This window comes from Kushneria phyllosphaerae (genome assembly GCF_900312995.1).
Taxonomy (GTDB): Bacteria; Pseudomonadota; Gammaproteobacteria; order Pseudomonadales; family Halomonadaceae; genus Kushneria; species Kushneria phyllosphaerae.
In genome coordinates, this window is the sequence record NZ_ONZI01000001.1 from 249,439 (window position 1) to 270,080 (window position 20,642).

General features: G+C 61.6%; 20 protein-coding genes. 5 read left to right on the forward strand and 15 right to left on the reverse strand.

The genetic code is table 11. From position 1 onward, the window contains the following. Nucleotides 1–31: 31 nt before the first annotated feature. The 4 genes from araG to KSP9073_RS01090 all read right to left on the reverse strand — a co-directional run bounded on the left by araG (nt 32) and on the right by KSP9073_RS01090 (nt 5,201). Nucleotides 32–1,561 carry an L-arabinose ABC transporter ATP-binding protein AraG gene (gene araG / locus KSP9073_RS01075; protein WP_108841116.1) on the reverse strand — a complete coding sequence of 510 codons (1,530 nt, stop codon included), beginning with the start codon at nt 1,559–1,561 and terminating at the stop codon, nt 32–34. Further along, the gene (locus KSP9073_RS01080) at nt 1,558–2,553 is read right to left on the reverse strand and encodes an arabinose ABC transporter substrate-binding protein (protein WP_108841971.1); all 996 of its coding nucleotides are present in this window, start codon (nt 2,551–2,553) and stop codon (nt 1,558–1,560) included. The genes araG and KSP9073_RS01080 overlap by 4 nt, the downstream gene beginning before the upstream one ends. A gap of 364 nt (nt 2,554–2,917) precedes the next feature. Further along, entirely contained in the window at nt 2,918–4,342 is a 1,425-nt protein-coding gene (locus KSP9073_RS01085) for a sugar porter family MFS transporter (protein WP_108841117.1), read from the reverse strand. Between the two features lie 124 nt (nt 4,343–4,466). Beyond that, nucleotides 4,467–5,201: an SDR family NAD(P)-dependent oxidoreductase gene (locus tag KSP9073_RS01090; protein WP_108841118.1), complete on the reverse strand. Its 735-nt coding sequence runs from the start codon at nt 5,199–5,201 to the stop codon at nt 4,467–4,469. Between the two features lie 230 nt (nt 5,202–5,431). On the opposite strand from KSP9073_RS01090, the gene KSP9073_RS01095 reads away from it, so the two are divergent. Continuing rightward, complete coding sequence (locus KSP9073_RS01095) at nt 5,432–6,631, forward strand: ROK family transcriptional regulator (RefSeq protein WP_108841972.1); 1,200 nt, start codon at nt 5,432–5,434, stop codon at nt 6,629–6,631. 82 nt (nt 6,632–6,713) lie between these two features. Here the strand turns inward: KSP9073_RS01095 and ppsA are convergent, their stop codons facing one another. Next, nucleotides 6,714–9,170 carry a phosphoenolpyruvate synthase gene (ppsA, locus tag KSP9073_RS01100; protein ID WP_108841119.1) on the reverse strand — a complete coding sequence of 819 codons (2,457 nt, stop codon included), beginning with the start codon at nt 9,168–9,170 and terminating at the stop codon, nt 6,714–6,716. Nucleotides 9,171–9,628: 458 nt separating this feature from the next. Here ppsA and ppsR point away from each other — a divergent pair, with 458 nt between their 5' ends. Continuing rightward, nucleotides 9,629–10,450 carry a posphoenolpyruvate synthetase regulatory kinase/phosphorylase PpsR gene (gene ppsR / locus KSP9073_RS01105; protein ID WP_108841120.1) on the forward strand — a complete coding sequence of 274 codons (822 nt, stop codon included), beginning with the start codon at nt 9,629–9,631 and terminating at the stop codon, nt 10,448–10,450. Nucleotides 10,451–10,514: 64 nt separating this feature from the next. Here ppsR and KSP9073_RS01110 read toward each other — a convergent pair whose 3' ends face one another. From KSP9073_RS01110 to KSP9073_RS01120, 3 genes are all read right to left on the reverse strand, one after another. After that, nucleotides 10,515–10,916: a RidA family protein gene (locus KSP9073_RS01110; RefSeq protein WP_108841121.1), complete on the reverse strand. Its 402-nt coding sequence runs from the start codon at nt 10,914–10,916 to the stop codon at nt 10,515–10,517. Nucleotides 10,917–11,079: 163 nt separating this feature from the next. Further along, nucleotides 11,080–12,042 carry a threo-3-hydroxy-L-aspartate ammonia-lyase gene (locus KSP9073_RS01115; RefSeq protein ID WP_108841122.1) on the reverse strand — a complete coding sequence of 321 codons (963 nt, stop codon included), beginning with the start codon at nt 12,040–12,042 and terminating at the stop codon, nt 11,080–11,082. A 132-nt stretch (nt 12,043–12,174) separates the two neighbouring features. Then, nucleotides 12,175–12,804 carry a helix-turn-helix transcriptional regulator gene (locus tag KSP9073_RS01120; protein WP_108841973.1) on the reverse strand — a complete coding sequence of 210 codons (630 nt, stop codon included), beginning with the start codon at nt 12,802–12,804 and terminating at the stop codon, nt 12,175–12,177. 64 nt (nt 12,805–12,868) lie between these two features. Between KSP9073_RS01120 and KSP9073_RS01125 the strand changes: the two genes are divergently transcribed. Together KSP9073_RS01125 and KSP9073_RS01130 are read left to right on the forward strand one after the other, a co-directional pair. After that, nucleotides 12,869–13,036, forward strand: coding sequence for a hypothetical protein (locus KSP9073_RS01125; protein WP_243409062.1), 168 nt, complete (start codon nt 12,869–12,871; stop codon nt 13,034–13,036). A gap of 33 nt (nt 13,037–13,069) precedes the next feature. Beyond that, nucleotides 13,070–14,038 (forward strand): asparaginase, encoded by a 969-nt coding sequence (locus KSP9073_RS01130; protein WP_108841123.1) that lies wholly within the window; start codon nt 13,070–13,072, stop codon nt 14,036–14,038. A 63-nt stretch (nt 14,039–14,101) separates the two neighbouring features. Here KSP9073_RS01130 and KSP9073_RS01135 read toward each other — a convergent pair whose 3' ends face one another. Further along, the gene (locus KSP9073_RS01135; RefSeq protein WP_108841124.1) at nt 14,102–15,421 is read right to left on the reverse strand and encodes a lactonase family protein; all 1,320 of its coding nucleotides are present in this window, start codon (nt 15,419–15,421) and stop codon (nt 14,102–14,104) included. A 190-nt stretch (nt 15,422–15,611) separates the two neighbouring features. On the opposite strand from KSP9073_RS01135, the gene KSP9073_RS01140 reads away from it, so the two are divergent. Beyond that, complete coding sequence (locus KSP9073_RS01140) at nt 15,612–16,241, forward strand: LysE family translocator (protein ID WP_243409063.1); 630 nt, start codon at nt 15,612–15,614, stop codon at nt 16,239–16,241. Here KSP9073_RS01140 and KSP9073_RS01145 read toward each other — a convergent pair. The 6 genes from KSP9073_RS01145 to KSP9073_RS01170 all read right to left on the reverse strand — a co-directional run bounded on the left by KSP9073_RS01145 (nt 16,141) and on the right by KSP9073_RS01170 (nt 20,634). Then, complete coding sequence (locus KSP9073_RS01145; protein WP_165814117.1) at nt 16,141–17,010, reverse strand: helix-turn-helix transcriptional regulator; 870 nt, start codon at nt 17,008–17,010, stop codon at nt 16,141–16,143. The two genes, KSP9073_RS01140 and KSP9073_RS01145, sit on opposite strands and share 101 nt — an antisense overlap. A 31-nt stretch (nt 17,011–17,041) precedes the next feature. Beyond that, the gene (locus KSP9073_RS01150) at nt 17,042–18,718 is read right to left on the reverse strand and encodes a putative bifunctional diguanylate cyclase/phosphodiesterase (RefSeq protein WP_108841127.1); all 1,677 of its coding nucleotides are present in this window, start codon (nt 18,716–18,718) and stop codon (nt 17,042–17,044) included. Between the two features lie 212 nt (nt 18,719–18,930). Then, complete coding sequence (locus KSP9073_RS01155; protein ID WP_133240961.1) at nt 18,931–19,128, reverse strand: hypothetical protein; 198 nt, start codon at nt 19,126–19,128, stop codon at nt 18,931–18,933. A gap of 127 nt (nt 19,129–19,255) precedes the next feature. Further along, a complete protein-coding gene (locus KSP9073_RS17850; RefSeq protein WP_108841129.1) occupies nt 19,256–19,390 on the reverse strand; it encodes a DUF2256 domain-containing protein in 135 nt (44 codons plus the stop codon). Then, nucleotides 19,390–19,944 carry a DUF6438 domain-containing protein gene (locus KSP9073_RS01165; RefSeq protein WP_108841130.1) on the reverse strand — a complete coding sequence of 185 codons (555 nt, stop codon included), beginning with the start codon at nt 19,942–19,944 and terminating at the stop codon, nt 19,390–19,392. Before KSP9073_RS01165 ends, KSP9073_RS17850 begins: the two co-directional genes overlap by 1 nt. Nucleotides 19,945–20,046: 102 nt before the next feature. After that, a complete protein-coding gene (locus KSP9073_RS01170) occupies nt 20,047–20,634 on the reverse strand; it encodes a UbiX family flavin prenyltransferase (RefSeq protein WP_108841131.1) in 588 nt (195 codons plus the stop codon). Nucleotides 20,635–20,642: the final 8 nt, after the last annotated feature.

Genomic DNA, 20,642 nt, shown 5'->3' on the forward strand with positions numbered 1-20,642 from the left:
GACATCATGTTGTTATTGGCGCCATTTGTACTCATGCCGGCAGGGCCAGACCCAGCAGCCGCTCGGGGGTGGCGGCGCTGCGATCGACGATGTCGACCAGCGCGCCGTTTCGCATCACACCTATGCGATCGCAGATCGCACTGACCTCGGTCAGATCGCTTGAAATGACCACCACGGCCTTGCCCTGGTCGGCCAGGTCATACAACAGGTTGTAGATATCGCGCCGCGCACCGACATCGATGCCGCGGGTCGGTTCATCCATCACAAAAAGCTCGATCTGCTCGGAGAGCCAGCGCGCCAGAATAACCTTTTGCTGATTGCCGCCTGACAGCGTGCTGATGCGGGTACGCGGCCCCGGCGTTCGAATGCGCAGCTTGTCGATGTAGTCGCGGGTGTTTTCAAGCTCGCGTTTGGGATGGCGCCAAAGCCCCATGCGCTTGAAAAAGCGCCGGCAGCTGATATTGAGATTGTCGGTGACACTGGCCACCGGAAAGATGCCCTGCGACTTGCGATCCTCCGGGCACATGGCAATACCGGCCCGAATCGCATCGCCCGGCGAATTGAAGCGCCCGGTGCGACCATTGAAGTGAATTTCACCGCCTTTGGGCCGCTCGACGCCGCAGATCAGCCGCATCAGCTCACTGCGTCCGGCACCGACCAGACCGAAGAAGCCAAAGACCTCGCCGCGGCGAACCTCGAAGCTCACCGGCGCCTTCAGTCCGTGCCCTTCAAGGGCGTCCACCTTCAGGATGACCTCGCCGGTATCGCGCGCGCGATAGCCGTAGACGTCCTCGATATCACGTCCGACCATCTCGCTGACCAGCTGGTCCTGGGTGAGGCCTGCCATGGTGTCGTGGGTACAGATATGGCGTCCGTCACGAAAGACCGTCACGGCGTCGCACATCTCAAAGACCTCCTCCATGCGGTGGGTAACGTAAAGCACGACCCGGCCTTCATCGCGCAGGCGCTTTACGATGCGCTTGAGCTGGCGTGTCTCCTGTACCGACAGCGAACTGGTCGGCTCGTCAAAGGCAATGATGCGGGCATCGCGCAGCAGCGCCCGACCGATCTCGATCATCTGCTGCTGCCCGATCGAGAGATCGCGCACCTTCGTTGCCGGGTGAACACTACCTTCCCCCAGCTCCTCGAGGATGGCCAGCGCCCGCTCGCGCAGGCGCTTGCGGTCCACGATGCCGTAGTGCTGGGGCAATTGCCCCAGCAGCAGGTTTTCGGCCACGGACAGGTTGGGGGAGAGCGTCAGCTCCTGATAGATGATCGCGATACCCAGGCGCAGCGCCTCGCGGGCATTGGAAAACACATGGCGCTCGCCGCCGACCCACAACGCCCCATCGGTGACGCGGTTCACACCGCTCAACACCTTGAGCAGGGTCGACTTGCCAGCACCGTTTTCGCCCATCAGGGCATGCACTTCCCCGGCCCTCGCGCTGAAGTTCACCCCGTCGAGCGCCCGGACGCCCGGGAACTCGACGGTGACGTTTTCCACAACAAGCCAGGGGTCGGTCTCGACGACCCCGGCTGTCGCAGTGGACGCACTGCTCATAGCTGCAGTTCCTCGCGGACTTCCTTCCAGTTGTCACGGGTCATCAGCGTACCGGTGGTTTCGGTATTGGCCGGCGGCTGCTTGTCTTCAGCAATCCACTGATAGAGGTTCTCGGCGCTCTGGCGACCGTGCATGGTCGAGCTGACCGCCACGGTGCCGTAGAAACCGGTAGGTTTTTCACGCGAGAACTCGGCAAAGGCCGCGCCCGAACCATTGATGCCCACACCGATGACATCGTCCGGCGACAGGCCATACTGCTCGCTGGCCCGTACGCCGCCCAGCACGCTCTCCTCGTTAAGCGCATAGATCACCCAGTGGTCAAACTTGCCGTACTTGGCAAACATTGGCGATGCCGCCGAGAAGGCGCTGGTGGTATCGGTGTTCTGCTGCGGTGCATCGATCACGTTGGCCTTGTCAAAACCGGCATCGAGCAGCGCCTGGGTGGCGCCATCGGTACGCTCACGAGCAGTGGGCAGTTCGTTGTTGGAGATACGCAGCGCGCCGGTGTCGGCCATGTCCCAGCCACGACGCTTCATCTCTTCGGCAATGGCGTTACCGACCTGCTCCCCGATCTTGTAACCCGACATGCCCAGGTGCGGCACCTCCGTCATGGGTTTGCCGTCACCGCCCACAAACTGATCGTCCACGGTCACGACCTTCATGTCGTACTGCTTTGCCCGGTTGGCGATCGCCATGCCAAGGCGCACATCCGGCGGACAGATCACAAAGCCCTGCGCGCCCTGCGCGTGAAGGTTATCAATGGCACTGAGCACCTGCTGACCGTCTTCACCGGCCAGACGTACAACGCTGAAGCCCTGCTCCTGTCCCAGCTCGCTGGCCGCGCGCTGTTCGTTGATAAACCATGCCTGCTCGGGCTTTTTGACGATAAAGCCGATCTTGACGTTGTCATCGCTGGCATGCGCCATGCCCAGTGGCACCAGAGCAATGAGCGTGGTGGCAAGGACACGGGTAAAGGCAGGTAGCAGGGACATCATGGACTCCGGGCCCTTCAGGGGCAGTTTGTTATTCATGGGTGATCAAGGCCGACAGGTCGTGCCATTGACACACTAAAGCCAACATACGGCGCGACTTAAGCGACGACTAATGCGTCAAGTAACCTGAAGTGATATCCAAAAGGCTATCGGTATCAGGTCGATCCAGCGGGCATGGCCTCTGTCGTCATGGCGACTGACACAGGCGCTGAGACTAAAGTTACGCCCTGCTGCCAAACCATCCTCAAGACAGCACACCACGGCACGGCCGACCACCTGACAGCGGCGTCAGGACTGACAAAATCGCCCGGCACAATCGTGCCGGGCGACAGGGGTATGCAGCACTCAAGGCTGACTGATGGCGTTACTCATAGGCCATGTCTTCGAGCTCACGGCCACGGGTCTCCTTGACCATTTTGAAGACGAAAAATACCGAGATCAGGGCAAAGAAGGCATAGATGCCGTAGGCCCCGCCCAGGCCGATGCCGGCCAGCATGATCGGGAAGGTCATGGTGATGCCGAAATTGGCCAGCCACTGGAACAGTCCAGACACGGCAAGCCCCGAGCCGCGCATCTGGTTGGGGAACATTTCCCCGAGCATGACCCACATGACCGGGCCCCAGGAGGCATTGAAGAACATGACGTAAATGTTGGCCGACAGCAGCGCCACGATGCCCATGCCGTCGGACAGGCGCAGGGCACCGTCGACGATGGCAGCGGTGGAGAAGGCATACGCGAGAATGCCGAGCGTGATCGTCATGCCCACCGATCCGATCCACAGGATCGGCTTGCGCCCGACCTTGTCGACCACCGCGATAGTGACCAGACAGGCCGCAATACTGACCGCCCCGCTGATAATGTTGATCAGCAGTGCATCGCTTTCGGTAAAGCCGACCGACTGCCACAGCACCGCGCCGTAATAGAACACCACGTTGATACCGACCAGCTGCTGAAATACGGCCAGACCGATGCCGACCCAGACAATGCGATGAACACGCCCGGTCGTTGCGTTGACCAGATCAGACAGGCCCGGAGTGCGCTCTCGATGCAGAGAAGTGCGGATGTCGCCCGCCTTCTGCTCTGCCTCGCGGCTGCCCATCAGGGTCTTGAGCACCTTGAGGGCCTTTTTGCTTTCACCCTTGCTGATCAGAAAGCGCGGGCTTTCCGGAATGCCCAGCAGCGCCAGAAAGAAAATGACCGCCGGGACCAGCTCCATCCAGAACATCCAGCGCCAGGCTTCAAAACCGCCCCAGAACTCGGCGGTCGAGGCGCCGGCCACGCGCGCCAGCAGGTAGTTGCTGACAAAGGCCATGAAAAGCCCCGTGATGATGGCGATCTGCTGAATGGTCGCCAGTCGTCCGCGAATGGCGGCCGGGGCCACCTCACTGATGTAGGCCGGCGTCATGACGCTGGCCGCCCCGACCGCGATACCGCCCAGAATGCGGTAGATGACAAACTCGAAGGACCCATCAGCCACGCCGGAGCCCCAGGCACTGACGATGAAAAACAGCGCCGCGACGATCAACAGCATCCGGCGCCCGAAGCGGTCCGCCAGCCGTCCGGCAAAAAAGGCACCGGCGGCGCAGCCCAGAAGCATCGAGGCCACATTAAAGCCGGTGCCGGCCGCTTCGGAATTGAAGGCGGTTCGCAAACCATCCACGGTGCCGTTGATGACCCCGCTGTCAAAGCCGAACAGGAAGCCGCCCAGCGCGGCGACACAGCAAATAATGAACACATAGAACTGTTGCTTGCGGCCGTCCTCGGCCTGAACTGACGCGTCTGATGGCATGGCGGTACCTCCTTGAATATTGTTGTCTCAAACCGATTGTTATTAAACGTTTGTGTTATGGCAGGTCCGCCGTCATGACGCCGTGTCTGCAACAACGCATTCATGGCACACGAGTGCCGCGGCCTTACAGCCAGCCGGCATCGACCCAGTAGTTGTGTGCCGTACAGCCCCCTGCCGCATCGGAGGCAAGAAAGAGCACCATGGCTGCGACGTGATGCGGGTGAAGACGCACCTTGAGCTTCTGTTCGGTCACGATCCGCGCCTCATCCTCGGGGGAGTGCCAGCGCGACTGACGCGGGGTTTTGATGTTGCCGGGAATGACGCAGTTCACCCGGATACCGTCACCGCCCAGCTCGCTGGCCAGCGCCCGGGTCAGACCCTCGATGGCGGCCTTGGCGGTTTCGTAGAGCACCATGCCGGGCTCGCCCAGATGCCAGCTGATCGAGCCCATGTTGATGATCGAACCATGGCCCTGCGCGCGCATGCCGACGGCAACGTCGCGGGCGGCCAGCGCCTGATGGCGTACATTGATCGCCATGCGATCGTCCCAGTACTCGGGCGTCACCTGCTCAAGCGTGTGGCGATCGTCGTTGGCGGCGTTATTGACCAGCACATCCACCGTGCCGATATGGGCAAGCACCTGCTCGAGCGCACGCGGGTCGGTCAGGTCGCAGTAATGAAAGTGCACGCGCTCGCCCAGGGATTCAGCAAGCGGTGCGGCCTCATCGATGATGTCGAGAAAATGTACTTCGGCGCCCTGCTCGGCGAAGGCACGCACAATGCCCTCCCCAATGCCGGAACCGCCACCGGTCACGACCACGCGACGGCCGTTTAGATCGGGATACATCGGGTGTGTCATGACATCGATTCCATAAGAACTTGTTTAATTAATACTTCTTACCAGGCAGTTTCCTCCTGCGCACAGGGCACAGCTATTGGACATAGGTCGACGCGCGACCTTGGTCCAGGGGTGCCTTGTCAGGCGCCGGGGCACAGCCAATGATAAGAGGTGATGGCAGGCGGTCGATGCTTCTTGCCGGTTGATGGCCTTTGACGCTTTATTCCCTTTTGCTACCGGTGCCCGCTGCCATGACCCGTTTGCCAGACCCACGCCCTGCCGGCGACCTCAACTCCCTGAAGCAGCGCAATCGGCTGGCCATTCTTGATGCCCTCAGGCGCAGCCCAAACATGACGCGCACTGAACTGGCACGCCTGACAGGCCTGACCAAGGTCACCGTTGGCAGCGCCGTGATGCCCCTGCTGGAGCGCGGCTGGCTCGAGGAAGGATTGCTTCAGCGCCGACGGGGCGGCCGACCGGGGCGTGAACTGTTTCTCGGTGAACACCGCCATCTGCTGCTCGGGGCCGAGGTCGGCGTCCACGAACTCCGGGTGCTGGCCTGCACGCTGTCCGGAACCCCCCTTGCGCAGCGCTGCATACCGCTGTCAAAAACCACACCGGAAGAGGCTGCCCGCCAGCTGGCTCAGGAAATCACGACCCTGCTTGAAAGCGAGGCGCTCGGTGAGCGTCGGCTGCTGGGTGTGGGCGTGGCCCTACCGGGCCCGGTCATGCCGAATGAACCGCTACTCGGGCTTGCGCCCAATCTGGGCTGGCATCAGGTCAGGTTTCTCGATCTATTGACGCGCTATCTGCCCGCGCTGCCGGGGCTCAAGTTGATGGACAACGAGTCCTCGCTGGCCGCCTTCGGTGAGCTTTACTTTGCTACCCACGACGCGCCGGAATCGCTGCTGTTTGTCAGCGCCGATACCGGCATTGGCAGTGGTCTGGTGGAAAATGGTGCCCCGCCCCGCATTATCCGCGGGATTCATGGGCTGGCCGGTGAAATCGGTCATACCCTGCTCGACCCTGACGGCACGCTCTGCCACTGCGGCAACCATGGCTGCGCCGAGACGCTGGTCAGCGGCTGGCGCCTGCGCCAGCAGCTCGGCATCAACGATAACGATGACCTGGCCACGGCCGTGGCGGCGCTGCCCAAGGCCCGAACTGCCCCGGTGCTCCAGCGCGCCGGTCGGGCACTGGGCATGTTGCTGCATAACCTGCACCACACGCTCAACCCTGCCGAGATCGTGATCGGCGGCACGCTCACCGCCCTTGGCCCGGCGCTCATGGACCCGGCGCTTGCCCGCTTTGCCAGCACCCAGCGCCGACTGCTGCCGGAGGCCACCCTGATCACCCCGCGGGTGCTGACACAGGGCCACCTGATGCCGGCTCGTGGCGCAGCAGCACTGGTCATGGCCAGTGCTCTGGCCGTCCTTGAGGAACCGCTTTAACCCAGTCCTGTGCCCTGCGCTTCAGACATTAAAAAACCGCCCGACCCTTGCGGGCCGGACGGTCGATGTCATGACGAGGGACTTACCGGTTGGTCAGTGACGCCGGCTTGCCGCTGCCGTCCTGAGGCGCACTGCTGTCACCCTGCTCACCCAGCGCAATCCAGGTATTGATTACGGTATCCGGGTTGAGCGACAGACTGTCGATGCCTTCACTCATCAGCCAGGCAGCGAAGTCCGGGTGGTCCGACGGGCCCTGCCCGCAGATGCCCACGTACTTGCCCTGACGCTTGGCGGCACGGATGGCCATCGACAGCAACGCCAGGACTGCCTCGTTGCGCTCGTCAAACTGCTCCGAGACCGTACCGGAGTCGCGGTCCAGCCCCAGCGTGAGCTGAGTCATGTCGTTGGAACCGATCGAGAAACCATCGAAGTACTCGAGGAACTGATCGGCCAGCAGCGCATTGGAGGGCAGCTCGCACATCATGATGACCTTGAGGCCGTTTTCACCGCGCTTGAGCCCGTGGGTTTCCAGCGTCTCAATGACGGCGCTGGCGTCCTTGAGCGTCCGCACGAACGGAATCATGATCTCGACGTTCTCAAGGCCCATCACGTCACGCACCCGCTTGACGGCCTGGCACTCGAGCGCAAAGCAGTCACGGAAGTCCGGCGACACATAGCGACCGGCACCGCGGAAGCCCAGCATCGGGTTTTCTTCGTGCGGCTCGTACTGCTCGCCGCCCACCAGGTTGGCGTATTCGTTGGTCTTGAAATCCGACAGACGCACGATCACCCGCTTGGGCCAGAATGCGGCGGCAAGTGTGGCCATCCCTTCGGTCAGACGGGCCACGTAGAACTCGACCGGGTCACTGTAGCCGGCAATGCGGCTCTTGATTTCAGCCTGCAGCGCCGGCGTCTGACGATCGAACTCCAGCAGGGCGCGCGGGTGAATCCCGATCATGCGATTGATGATGAATTCCAGACGCGCCAGACCCACGCCCTCGTTGGGGAGCGTAGCGAAATCGAAGGCACGGTCGGGGTTACCGACATTCATCATGAGCTTGAGCGGCAGTTCCGGCAGGTCATCAATGGCGGCGCTCTTGATTTCAAACTCGAGCTCCCCGTCATAGATGTAGCCGGTATCGCCCTCGGCGCAGGAGACGGTGACATGCGAGGTCGAGGTCAGACGCTCGGTGGCATCGCCACAGCCGACCACGGCCGGAATACCCAGCTCACGAGCGATGATCGCTGCGTGGCAGGTCCGTCCGCCGCGATTGGTCACGATCGCTGCGGCACGCTTCATGATCGGTTCCCAGTCCGGGTCGGTCATGTCGGTGACCAGCACATCGCCGGGCGAGACTTCATGCATCTGGCTGATGTCGGAGATGATCTTGACGGGGCCGGCACCGATACGCTGACCGATGGCACGGCCTTCGGCAATCACCGGACCGCGCGACTTGAGGTGGTAGCGCTCCATGACCTGCTTGCGCGAACGCACGGTTTCCGGACGCGCCTGAACGATCAAAAGCTCACCGGTATGACCGTCCTTGGCCCACTCGATGTCCATCGGGCGGCCATAGTGTTCCTCGATCAGCATGGCCTGACGGGCCAGCGCCTCGATCTCGTCATCGCTCAGACAGAAGCGATCCTGGTCTGCGGCGTCGACCGGCTCGATGCGCACCTGCTTGCCGTGGGCGCGATCGTCGGCATACACCATGCGCTCGGCCTTGGTCCCCATGCTGCGGCGCACGACCGAAGGACGGTTGGCGGCAAGGCCGGGCTTGTGAACGTAGTATTCATCCGGATTGACGGCGCCCTGCACCACCATCTCGCCCAGTCCCCAGGCCGCGGTGATGAACACGACCTGATCAAAGCCGGATTCGGTGTCGATGGTGAACATGACGCCCGAGGTGGCCAGGTCCGAGCGCACCATGCGCTGCACGCCGGCAGACAGCGCCACGCCCTTGTGGTCGTAGCCCTGATGAACGCGGTAGGAGATCGCACGGTCGTTGAACAGCGACGCAAACACGTGGTGGATCGCTTCGCGTACGGCGTCCAGCCCCTGCACGTTGAGAAAGGTTTCCTGCTGACCGGCAAAGGAGGCGTCCGGCATGTCCTCGGCAGTGGCCGATGAGCGGACCGCAAAGGAGGCGTTCGGGTTGTCGCCGGCCAGCTGCTGGTAGGCGCTGGCGATGGCGTCATCGAGCTCGGCGGTAAAGGGGGTGTCGATCACCCACTGACGAATGCGCGTACCGGCAGCGGACAGCGCCTGGGTATCGTCAATATCGGTCTCGTCGAGCAGGGCATGAATGCGCGCATCCAGACCGCTCTGCTCCAGAAAGCGTCGCCACGCATCGGCGGTGGTCGCAAAGCCATTGGGGACCTGAACGCCCAGGCTGCTCAGATGACTGATCATCTCGCCCAGTGAAGCATTCTTGCCACCGACACGATCCACATCGTTCATGCCCACTTGGTCGTACCAGAGCACATCCAGCTCGGCGCTGTTGGGGCGATTGTCGTCTGTCACCTTGCGATCACTCATTTTCGTCTCTCCCGGCAATCCTTTAGCCGCCAATACTCGAAGCTACCGGCGGTGCCCTACCCAAAAGTCAACAACGTAAAAAAACGCCGCTCAGGGCGTGTCAGACCATCGCACGACCGAATAAAAACGACGTTTTTCAGATTCTTCTGTCACATGACAGCCGAGCAGAGCGTAATCATTTTTTTCGGCCTGCCATAGCCTTTATGACATGTTTTAAGACCAGGGGCATTTTGAAAGACTACTACATGTCGTTAGCGCAAAGTCTTAACAACGGCATTAAGCGATCTGAAAATAAAGGAAAAAGCAGAAAAAATGGCGGCACAAAAAACCACTACAAGTTTTGTAGTGCATGCGCAAATTTGACAAATAAGGTCGCAATAGCATTGCACCATTTTGACCGCTGCCGTGGTTTAATGTTTGATAAATCGCGTTTTTTTATGTCGGGAAGAGAGGCTCTTATGCCAAAAACAGTGTTTTATATTTCCGATGGCACCGCCATTACCATGGAGGTGCTGGGCCACGCCGTTCTCTCCCAGTTTGATACGGAATTTACCCAGCGTACCTGGCCCTTTGTCGACACCCGGGAACGCGCCAATGAAATTCGTGAGCGTATCGACCGGATCTTTGCCGATACCGGCGAGCGACCCATCGTCTTTTACTCGATTGTCAGCGATGAAATCCGCCAGATCATTCTGTCGAGCCACGGCTTTTGTCACGACGTGATTGAATCGGTTATCGCCCCGCTCAGCGAAGAGCTCAACATGGCGCCGCATCCGACGCTGCACCGCACCCACGGGCTCAACCAGCGCAACGTGGCGCGCTATGACGAGCGCATCGCCGCGATCGATTATGCCCTGGCCCATGACGATGGCCTGTCACTGCGCCATCTCGAGCAGGCACAGGTTATTCTGATCGGCGTGTCGCGCTGCGGCAAAACGCCCACGAGCCTTTATCTGGCCATGCAGTTCGGTCTGCGGGTCGCCAATTACCCCTTCATTGCCGATGACATGGACCGCTTGGCGCTGCCCCCTGCACTGCGCGATCAGCGTGGCAAGCTGTTTGGACTGACCATCAACGCCGACCGGCTCGCCGCCATTCGCAACGAGCGTCGCACTGCCAGCACCTATGCCTCCCTCAGGCAGTGCCGGCTGGAGCTGTCCGAGGTCGAGGCGCTCTATCGCCGCCTGCGCATCCCCTACCTGGACACCACCAACTACTCGGTCGAGGAGATCGCCACGCGGCTGATGGATACCCTCGGCATTGACCGGCGCATTTTCTGAAGGCACCGCTCATGAGAAGCCGGCCGGTGCCGGCTCGTGATCCAAAAGTGCTACAAAGCCCGACTCATAGCAGTGCGACGGCCTCGACCTCAACGGCGAAACCAAAGTGCAGCTGGGCCACGCCGGCGACCGCGCGCGCCGGGCGATGCGCTCCGAGCCACTCGGCATAAAGTGCATTGAACGCCGGCCAGTTGTTGATATCGGTAACGTAAATGCGCACCTGCATCAGGTTTTTTCTCTCCACACCTGCGCAGGCCAGGCAGGCATCGACGTTGGCCAGCACCTGGCGGGCCTGATCCTCGAAGGAGGCGTCATTGAGCTGCGACCCATCCGAACGGATCGGGAGCTGACCGGAGATAAAGACCTGGCCGGCGCCCATGCAGACATGGGAGTAATGTCCACCGGGACGGGAAATTTCCGAGCTGTTCTCACAGCGAAGTTCGGGATGGTGAACGGCTTGATTCATGATGAACGGTCCTTTCCTTTATCGATAAACATGTCCTGAGGGGTCCTTTCTCAAGGGACAAGAGCGCTCCTGACCGTCGATCAGGAAGGATCGAAGCCCTGCGGGTCGAGAGGGAAATGAGCGGCCCGGTGGCGGGCCACTCACGATCAGATTGTCACGAGCATCAGGTGCTCAAAAGACTGGCGAATCTCGCCATGTCGACGTTGCCACCGCTGACAATAACGCCGATACGCTTGCCCTTGAGCTCGTCTTTCATCTGCCGCGCGGCAGCGAAACCGAGGCAGCCGGTGGGTTCGACGACCAGCTTCATGCGCTCGGCCAGAAACGACATGCACTCAATGAGCTCGGCGTCCGTGGCGGTCAGGATGTCGTCGACATCACGCTGGATGATCGGAAAGGTGATCTGGCCCAGATGCTGGGTCTGTGCACCATCGGCAATGGTTTTGGGGGTGTCGATATGAACGATCTGACCACTGCGAAACGATTGCTGCCCATCGTTGCCTGCCTCGGGCTCGACACCATAGACCCTGCAGTCCGGTGACAGCGCCCTGGTGGCCAGCGCAGAGCCTGCCAGCAGGCCACCGCCGCCCAGACAAACGAACAGCGCATCCAGCTCGCCAACTTCCTCAAACAGCTCTTTGGCGGCCGTGCCCTGCCCCGCCAGCACATCGGGGTGATCATAGGGCGGGATCAGCGTCAGGCCCTGCTGCTCGGCCAGGTCGCGGCCAATCTGCTCCCGGTCTTCGGTATAGCGGTCATACATCACCACGTGCCCGCCATAGCCTTTGGTGGCGTCGACCTTGGCCTTCGGGGCATCCTGGGGCATAACGATGGTGGCCGGGATTCCCAGAATCCTGGCAGACAGTGCAATGGCCTGGGCGTGATTGCCGGAAGAGAACGCCACCACGCCGGCACGCTTTTGCTCGGGACTGAATTTTGAGAGCGCATTGAAGGCGCCCCGGAATTTGAAGGCGCCCATGCGCTGAAAGTTTTCGCATTTGAAAAACACCTGCGCGCCCATGGCGTCATCTAGGGTACGCGAGGTCATCACCGGGGTTCGGCGTGCGTGGCCCTCGAGTCGCCTTGATGCAGCGAGAACATCGTCAAAGGTGGGAAGATGGTTCATGAGACTCCTCTCTCGGCCTGTCAGCCGTTCCACACGGGTTGATATCCGCGCCGGGCGCGGCTTTTGTTTGCAAAAACGCCATTGCTTGCAACAGCACAGTGTCTCTACCGCATCTCAATCCGGATACCGCCGCTATTTCGCATAGCCGTAGACCGAGGCCCGGGAAACGCCCAGGTGGGCGGCGACAATTTCCATCGCCCGACGCAACTCCAGCAGCCCCGCGGCCTTGAGCTCCTTGACCAGCGTACGGCGATCTTCTGCCTTGAGCGCGCGGGGCGTGGTGGCCAGGCGCGCTGCAAACTGATTGATCCGGTCGCGGATGGCATCTGCCCCCATGGGATCAAACGTCTCTTTCGCGGGCGCCGTCATCTGAATATCCACGAACTGGTTCAGCATGCCCTGAAAGCCCTGGAACACGCTGAGATCGATGTTCATGCACAGCGCGGCAATGTAGCGGCCTTCGCTGTCCTTGATGCCGATCGACGTACTCTTGACCTGACGGCCATCCGGGAAACTGTTGGGGTAGTTGGCGATGACCTGCTCGACATCCGCGTCCTGAATGCGGGCCAGCCCCAGCTCGGTGGCCGGGTCACCAACTTCACGTCCTGAAAGGTTATTGTGGATGGCCAGTACGGCGTGCGAAGGGTCCAGCAGGTCATGGAGCACCACCTCGCAAAACGGAGCAAAGGTTTTGGCAATGCCCTCTGCCGTCTGCTTGAGCTGTTCAAGCAGCAGTCGCTGCTCTAGTGTTTTTTGAATCATGAAGGGGCCGCCATCACCATTTTTTGACATAATGTTTAATTCTACACAATACGTCAAATTATCCTTGTTTCCGCTTTGCATCGATCACGACATCAAACAACGTTTCCCCATCGGCACGCGCCTGCGTATTCTGCCCAACCACGCCTGTGCCACCGGTGCCCAGCATCCGCAATACGGCGCCCTGCGCCCTGACGGTGGCATCGAGCTCTGGCCCCGCTTTTACGGCTGGTAATCTTTTATGGCTAGCAATCAGGGAGCAGCCCTCATGACACACCCTTCATCGACAGGATCACGTCGCCTCGTGGTGCTCGGCACCGGCGGCACCATTGCCGGTTCTTCCCCACAGGCCGGGGCCAACCTTGGCTACACCGCAGGCACGGTGTCCGTGGAGGCTCTGCTGGGGGGCATTGCCGCGCCGGAAGGCTTTGCCCTGCACGCCGAGCAGGTCGCTCAGCTCGACAGCAAGGACATGGACACCGCGACCTGGCAGGCGCTGCATGAGCGCTGCGAGCACTGGCTGGCCCACGATGACGTCGCAGGCGTGGTTATCACGCACGGCACCGACACCGTCGAGGAGACGGCGTTTTTTCTGCACTCGGTGCTCTCTTCCCCAAAACCCGTCGTGCTGGCCTGCGCCATGCGCCCGTCGACTGCCCTGATGCCGGATGGCCCACAGAATCTGCGCGACGCGCTGGCCGTAGCGGCAACGGTTGATGCGGCAGGGGTCACGGTAGTCTGTGCCGGTGACATTCACGACGCGGTAGCGGTCAGCAAGACGCACCCCTATCGCCTGAACGCGTTTGGCTCCGGTGATACCGGCCCCATCGGTTACGTGGAGGAAGGCAAGCCGCGCCAGCTGCGGCCCTGGCCGCGCCGACTCTCAAGCGAGCCGATGACGGTGCCGGGTGCCGGGCACTGGCCTCGTGTGGAAATCGTGCTCAGTCATGCCGGCGCCAGCGGCGCGCTGATCGATACCCTCGTGCGTGAGCGACAGAACGGTGCCGGTGAGGCAGTGGCCGGTATCGTGCTGGGCGCTACCGGCAATGCCAGTCTGCATCGCGATCTTGAGCAGGCGGCTCTTCGGGCTCAGGCTGCCGGAATCAGGGTGAGCGTGGCGGCACGCTGCAACGAAGGGCGGCTGCTGCCCGGCCCTGACGCCAGCTTCCCGGTCATGGCGGATCTCTCGCCGGTGAAGGCCAGAATCGCGCTGATGCTGGCGCTGTGTCGTGGCTGACACTGATGGGCGCCGTTGATCGCAACGGCGCCTTTTGAGCGTTAACCCGTCATCGACCTTCGATCAGCCACTGACAGCATTGAAGGCAAAATCAACCGGCACTGGCGAGCTGATCGTGTGGACCGGGCCTTCCAGCGTTCCTTTTTGCGGGTGAATGTTAAACACCTTGATGGTGTCGCTGTTCTGGTTGCCGACATAGAGAAAACGCCCCGATGGGTCCAGATTCATGCCCCGCGGGATCTCGCCGCCGCTGGACACCCAGCCCGTATTGATCAGCTGGCCACTGTCCTCGTCCACCCGAAACGTGGCAATGCTGTTCATGCCGCGATTGGTGGCGTAGAGGAAACTTCCCTGCGGATGGATTCGAAGCTCGGCGGTAGTATTGCTGCCCGTGGGCACCTCGCCCGGGTTATCGGGGTTGAACACCGGCCGGCCGAATTCACTGTCCGCCGGCAGGGTCGACAGCGACTGGGTCTGAATGAAACTACCGCGCTCAGGGTAGAAATCGAAGACATCCACGGTGGAAGACAGCTCATTGAGCACATAGGCATAAGGTTTTTGCTGGTGAAAGACCATATGCCGACAGCCGCTGCCCGAAGCCACGTTGGCATAGGGCACCGGCCCCGGCGAGAGCCTGCCGCTGCCCATGTCCAGCTCGAACGCCAGCAGCCGATCCGCGCCCAGATCAATGCCAAAGACGTGATGGCCGCCCGGCCCCGTGATCATCATGTGGGCATGCGCCCCTTCCTGACGCACGCCGTCCGGCCCCAGCCCATTGGGCGGTGACTCGACCAGATCGCTCATCTCCCTGATCTCGCCATTATCCCCCAGCGGGAAGACCGAAAAGCTGCCGGTGCCGTAGTTGGCGGCAAACAGATAGCGTCCGGAAGGATGTACCGAGCAATAACAGGTCCAGCTGCCCTGCGTGGGTCGGGTATTGATAAAGGCAAGCTCGCCGCTGGCAGGGTCAATGCGATAGGCGCTTACCCGTCCCTGCGGTTTACCGGCCGCATCCGGTCCAAGCTCGTTGACGCTGTAGAGATAGCGACGATCCGGCGAGACTGCCAGAAAGGAAGGGTTTTCGGCGTCCATGACCTGCAACGGGGTGAGCGCGCCCTGCGCCGGATCCATGCGAAACACATAAATCCCCCGGGCCTGGCTGGGCGCCACACCGCCCGGCGCCGTATTGGGACCGGTATAGGTGCCGACATAGACGTATTGCGCGCCACTGACGCCACCGCCATTGGAAGCGGCCATCGCACTGCCGGCCGAAAACAGCGGATAAAACGCCACGGCACCAGCGGCCGCCCCCATGCCCTTGAGAAGCCGGCGACGCATCTCGTCGGTCAATACGCTGTCTGCACCCTCTGATTGCCCATTCATGTCGCGCCCTCTGCAGAAGAAAGAAAGCCTCAAGCATTGGCGTTCCCGCTTGAACCGACAATCCAGACCTTGGTGGCGCCTCAAACATTGGCAGGGGCCTCGACGCCCTTGAACGGCAGGCAATATTGTTCAATACCCGATCGCGCGTTGATGCCAGTCTCAAGGCATCAACGACCCGGGAGTGTCTGTCTTGTCTTCTACCCTGTTGCTCTCCATGGCCGCCTTTGCGCTGGCCGCCTCGCTGACGCCGGGGCCTGTCAATATCATGGCGCTGAGCGCTGGACTCAATCACGGTTTCAGACAAAGCCTGCGCCATGTCACGGGGGCGAGCATCGGCTTTACCCTGCTGCTGGTGCTGGTCGGGCTGGGGCTGCAGTCGCTGTTTCAACAGGTACCGCTGACCGGTGTAATACTGCGCTGGGTGGGCGTGGCCTTTCTGCTCTACATGGCCACGATACTGATCATGTCGACCGGCCGGGAAGTGGCCACCGTGCCCGCGACGGCACCCTCATTCTGGCACGGTGCGCTGATGCAGTGGCTCAACCCCAAGGCGTGGGTGGCGTCTGCCGCGGCCATCAGTGCCTATACCCGGGATGGTTTTGGCATCGCGGTGCTGGCCATCCTCTTTTTTATCCTGTGCTACGTCAGCATCACGACCTGGGCGGCCATGGGAAGCTGGCTGGGGACACGGCTGACCCGACCGCACCACCTGAGAAGGCTCAATCGGATAATGGCAGCGCTGCTGATGGCCAGCGCGCTGGCCATGGGGCTGATGTCGCCTGGCGGTACTGCTGTGGGGTTGCCGCCGTCAGCCGCTTGAAGGTGCGCTGAAAGTGCGCCTGGTCGGCAAAGCGACAGCTCAGCGCCGTCTCGGCGATATCTGCACCGCGCTTGAGCGCATGCTGGCCACAGCGGATGCGGCAATCGATCAAAAAGGCATGGGGCGTGATGCCGTAGTCACGGCGAAAGCCTCGAATCAGGGTAAATCGCGAGCATCCGACGGCGCGGGCCACCTGCTCAAGACTCAGTGGCGACAGACAGTGCTGGCGAATAAACGCCGCTGCACGAGCGGCGACTTCGCCTTCACCCGTTCTGCTTTGAGGTGACGTTCCCAGCACCTCGAGCGCCTGACCGATCACGCCCTCAATCTCGTCGGCATGCGGCAGATGGCCTGACTCGAACAGACTTGCAGCCAGTGCGGACAGCGCCTGATAGAGCCCCGGGTTGCGACTGACGCGCCGTGACAGCGGACAAAAGCGCCCTTGAGCATCCGGCTGACGCTGTGCCAGCCACTGTGGGTCGATGTAGAGCATGAGGTAGGACCAGGGTGTGTCATCGCCCGGATTACAGGCATGGACCTCGCCCGGGTTCATGGCCACCACGCTTCCGCGCGAGACCGGCACGACATGCTCACGCCCGTCGTGGCAGTACTCGTAGTGGCTCTGTCCGCCCAGTACGGCCCCCAGCGACAGGGTGTCATGACTGTGGCGAGCATAATGCACCGCCCGTGCATCACGGGTCAGACGCGCCTCCAGCCAGGACAGGTTCGGATGGCGCCAGAACTGCATGTCATGCGATGCGCGTGCCATTGTCCTCTCCCACTCGTGGCGCAAACACTCGTTATACCCGAATATCTTCCGGCCCACGTATCTCGGCCTCGATGCGCACGCCAGTGTCACGCGCTTCATCAGAGAAGTCGTCGGGGCCAGTCAGGTCACCAGTATCCAGCCGGGCCGCTTCATGAGAACCGGACATGAGGTGCTCACGCAGTGCCTGCGCCGGCATCGGGCGACCGAAGAGATAGCCCTGCCCGAAGTGACAGCCCTGCTGCGCCAGATGTTCGGCCAGACGCTCGTCCTCGATGCCCTCGGCCACAACGCCCATGCCCAGTGACCGACCCATGGTAATGATCATGCGCACCAGATTGTCCTGGCGAATTTCTTCGGCATTGAAAAAGGAGCGATCAATCTTGATCTTGTCGACGTCCAGCCGGGCCAGATGATAAAGCCCCGAATAGCCGGTGCCAAAATCATCCAGCGATACGCGCACGCCCATATCGTGCAGCCGGGTCAGATTCTCCTGAACGATGTCCAGCCGCTCGATCAGCACGTTTTCGGTAATTTCGACCTCAAGACGATCAGCCGGAAACGCGTGCGCCTTCAGCAATGTTGCCATCTGCATGACAAACGCCTCATCTTCCAGATACGAGGCCGTGATGTTGACGGCCAGAAAGCATTCGCCGGGCCACTGCCGGGCATCACTCATCGCCTGGACCAGCAGGTGTCGGGTCATCTCTGGCATCAGCCCCAGGGTTTCGATCAGCGGAATGAACTCATCAGGCGGCACCAGCCCGCGCTCGGGATGCTGCCAGCGGGCCAGCATCTCGACCCCTACCGTCTTGCGATTGGAAAGGGCAACCACCGGCTGATAAAAGGGCACGATCTCGCCGGCATCAAGCGCCTGGCGCAGGCGCTGAGCACGATGGGCATCTGCCTGCTGCGCGTCGGGCAGACAGTTTTCCTGCATCCGGATGTTCTCACCGCAGCGTTTGGCCTCATGCATGGCGTCATAGGCCGCGGCAAGCAGTTGATCGGCCGAGGTGGCATGGAGCGGCGCAATGGCAATGCCGATGGTGGCCTCCAGCGACTCGCGCCGGTTACCGCAGACCAGCGGCTGGCGTATCTGGCGCCGTAGCGCCTGGGCCTGGTCGAAAAGATCATGCCGACTCAGCGCGCCGGTCAGGGCCACCACGAACTCGTCCCCGCCCAGTCGCCCCAGCAGCGGGTCACCGACGGTCTGAACCTGGTTCAGCCGCCCGGCAATACGGCGCAGGGCGTAGTCTCCGGCCGTACTGCCATGAGCATCATTGACTTTCTGAAAGGCGTCCAGATCGATCACCAGCAGTGCGGTCTGCTCCAGCAGCGGGCTGACCCGAGCATGCAGGCGGGTCATGAAGTGGGGTCGATTCATGAGATCGGTCAGGGCGTCGTGACGGGCCAGATGGTGGCTGCGGGCCCGGGCCGCCAGCAGCTGGCGATAGCGATGACGCAGCCGCCAGATCACTCGCAGGGATAACATCCACGGCACCACCATGGCCATGGCGGCAAACCCGGTGCAGGTCAGGATAAAGCGCCAGCGTGAGATGATATCGAGATCCGGCGGTTCGCCCCAGCCCAGCAGCCGAAAGGCCGGTGCCTCCAGCCAGAATTCCCAGGTCACGGCGATCAAAAGGAGAATCACAAGCGTGGCGGCAAAGAGCACAAGCCCCTGACGCAGGAGATAACTTTTGGTTCGCATGAGAAATAGTACCAGAGCGGCGACCGCTGGCTGACAGCGATTATTTAAGGAATGTCTAATTCCGGGACAGGCATATCGGCCGCCACTCTAATCCTCTAAACCCCTTGTTCATACCTTTGAAAAGGGCTGCGTCATACCTTGAAGGTGTCATGCAACGCAGAAAACCGGCGCCTGAGCAGCTCAGGCGCCGGTGTATCAAGAAAGGCCGTGACTCAGGCTTTGGAGAGCCGGTTGATCTGGCCGCGCATGCGCTCGCGCAGGGAGGGTGCTGCCAGCCGGTGCAGGTCATGGGGAGTACATCGAAGGACCCGACCATGCATTCTGACCATACAGTCGCTGCCCTCAACGTGCATCGGATGAATATCGCGCTGCAGGAGCCGTTCCATTTCCCGTGATGTCAGACCCAGCATGAGCGTTACTCCGTGACCTTGGATGGCATCTGTCAGGCGCAGCATGGCGAGCACGGATGTCATCCCGATGACGAGAAGATAACAGTGTCATGACTCTGGTCACTATCTCACGGCTTTTATCGCCGCCTCATGATTTCGAGCGTCGACAGCGCTCGGAGCAGTAGATCACGCTGTCCCAGTTGCGCGCCCACTTTTTGCGCCAGGTAAACGGACGGCCACACACCGGGCAGGTTTTGGTGGGTAAATCGGACTTCTTTTGCATCAGTTGACCGGTGTCGTTACTGCGTTTGACGCGGGCGTGCCGATCCAGTTCGAGAACCCAAGCGTTTGAGGAATTTCCTCACGGAGCAGGTGCGTCAGTGACAGCGCGCTGGCCGAGCGGCAGCCGCCGTCGTGCAAAAGCGTCGCCTGGCGCCCGTCATGCCCGGTCCAGGTCACGGTGTAATGCGACATGTCCGTGATCCGTGGGCCGCAGTCGGGGGTGTCACGCTGCTGTGCCATCACCGGCTGCCAGGGCGCCAGCATGCGTTGAAGACGGGTCAACGCCTGCTCCCCGTTTTGCCGGGCCTGCTTGCCGTAGACCTGCGTATGCTGTTGGCCAACAAACGTGGTGGTGCCATCGGCGAGAACGTCAACGGAATAGACCGGGCAGAAGCCGTGGCAGGGGCCGACCTCGTAGCGAATGCTGGCCAGATCGCCGGCGACCGGCGCCGCCCGGTCACCCCGCTCCGAGGCTGACGTCTGACCACCGCTCCCCGCGCAGCCCGCCAGCAGTACAGTACCCGCCAACACACCGGATAAAAGAAACGCTTTCATGGGGAGACTCCCTGAGGATGATGTCATGGCGGTACGGATCACACGAGGCGACCTGCTTCAAACCTGGACCGTGGCGCCCGGGCAGAGTCTGGCGTTTGATGCTCAGCCCTTGCCTGGCGGATGGAGGTTTTCCCCCCAGCGCGGCATGCCGTCGATATCAATATCAAACAGATCGAGGGCGCGCGCCACACTGTGATCGACCATCTCCTCAAGCGTGGCCGGCCGGGCGTAGAAGGCCGGCACCGGCGGGAACATGATGGCGCCCATCTCGGTCAGGGTGGTCATGGTGCGCAGATGGCCCAGGTGCAGCGGCGTTTCCCGCAGCATCAGCACCAGCCGGCGACGCTCCTTGAGCACCACATCGGCGGCACGTGAAATCAGGTTGGTGGTGGTGCCGGTGGCGATCTCCGACATGGTCTTGATCGAGCAGGGGGCGACTAGCATGCCCAGCGTGCGAAAGGAGCCCGAGGCCAGTGAGGCACCAATATCGCCCACCGGATGGACCTCATCGGCCAGCGCAAAAAGGTCTTCGCGACTGATGCCGGTTTCGTAGCGTCGGGTCAGTTCGGCGGACTTGGACACCAACAGGTGAGTCTCGATCTCCAGCGGCCTGAGCAGTTCCAGGGCGCGGGCGCCGTAGACAAAGCCGGTGGCACCGGTAATGGCAATGATCAAACGACGGGGGGGCATCCGGGCTC

Coding starts and splice junctions, on each gene's coding strand:
- araG (WP_108841116.1), bottom strand. CDS start 1,561: ATGAGCAGTGCGTCCACTGCGACAGCCGGGGTCGTCGAGACCGACCCC.
- KSP9073_RS01080 (WP_108841971.1), bottom strand. CDS start 2,553: ATGTCCCTGCTACCTGCCTTTACCCGTGTCCTTGCCACCACGCTCATT.
- KSP9073_RS01085 (WP_108841117.1), bottom strand. CDS start 4,342: ATGCCATCAGACGCGTCAGTTCAGGCCGAGGACGGCCGCAAGCAACAG.
- KSP9073_RS01090 (WP_108841118.1), bottom strand. CDS start 5,201: ATGACACACCCGATGTATCCCGATCTAAACGGCCGTCGCGTGGTCGTG.
- KSP9073_RS01095 (WP_108841972.1), top strand. CDS start 5,432: ATGACCCGTTTGCCAGACCCACGCCCTGCCGGCGACCTCAACTCCCTG.
- ppsA (WP_108841119.1), bottom strand. CDS start 9,170: ATGAGTGATCGCAAGGTGACAGACGACAATCGCCCCAACAGCGCCGAG.
- ppsR (WP_108841120.1), top strand. CDS start 9,629: ATGCCAAAAACAGTGTTTTATATTTCCGATGGCACCGCCATTACCATG.
- KSP9073_RS01110 (WP_108841121.1), bottom strand. CDS start 10,916: ATGAATCAAGCCGTTCACCATCCCGAACTTCGCTGTGAGAACAGCTCG.
- KSP9073_RS01115 (WP_108841122.1), bottom strand. CDS start 12,042: ATGAACCATCTTCCCACCTTTGACGATGTTCTCGCTGCATCAAGGCGA.
- KSP9073_RS01120 (WP_108841973.1), bottom strand. CDS start 12,804: ATGATTCAAAAAACACTAGAGCAGCGACTGCTGCTTGAACAGCTCAAG.
- KSP9073_RS01130 (WP_108841123.1), top strand. CDS start 13,070: ATGACACACCCTTCATCGACAGGATCACGTCGCCTCGTGGTGCTCGGC.
- KSP9073_RS01135 (WP_108841124.1), bottom strand. CDS start 15,421: ATGAATGGGCAATCAGAGGGTGCAGACAGCGTATTGACCGACGAGATG.
- KSP9073_RS01145 (WP_165814117.1), bottom strand. CDS start 17,010: ATGGCACGCGCATCGCATGACATGCAGTTCTGGCGCCATCCGAACCTG.
- KSP9073_RS01150 (WP_108841127.1), bottom strand. CDS start 18,718: ATGCGAACCAAAAGTTATCTCCTGCGTCAGGGGCTTGTGCTCTTTGCC.
- KSP9073_RS01155 (WP_133240961.1), bottom strand. CDS start 19,128: ATGCTGGGTCTGACATCACGGGAAATGGAACGGCTCCTGCAGCGCGAT.
- KSP9073_RS17850 (WP_108841129.1), bottom strand. CDS start 19,390: ATGCAAAAGAAGTCCGATTTACCCACCAAAACCTGCCCGGTGTGTGGC.
- KSP9073_RS01165 (WP_108841130.1), bottom strand. CDS start 19,944: ATGAAAGCGTTTCTTTTATCCGGTGTGTTGGCGGGTACTGTACTGCTG.
- KSP9073_RS01170 (WP_108841131.1), bottom strand. CDS start 20,634: ATGCCCCCCCGTCGTTTGATCATTGCCATTACCGGTGCCACCGGCTTT.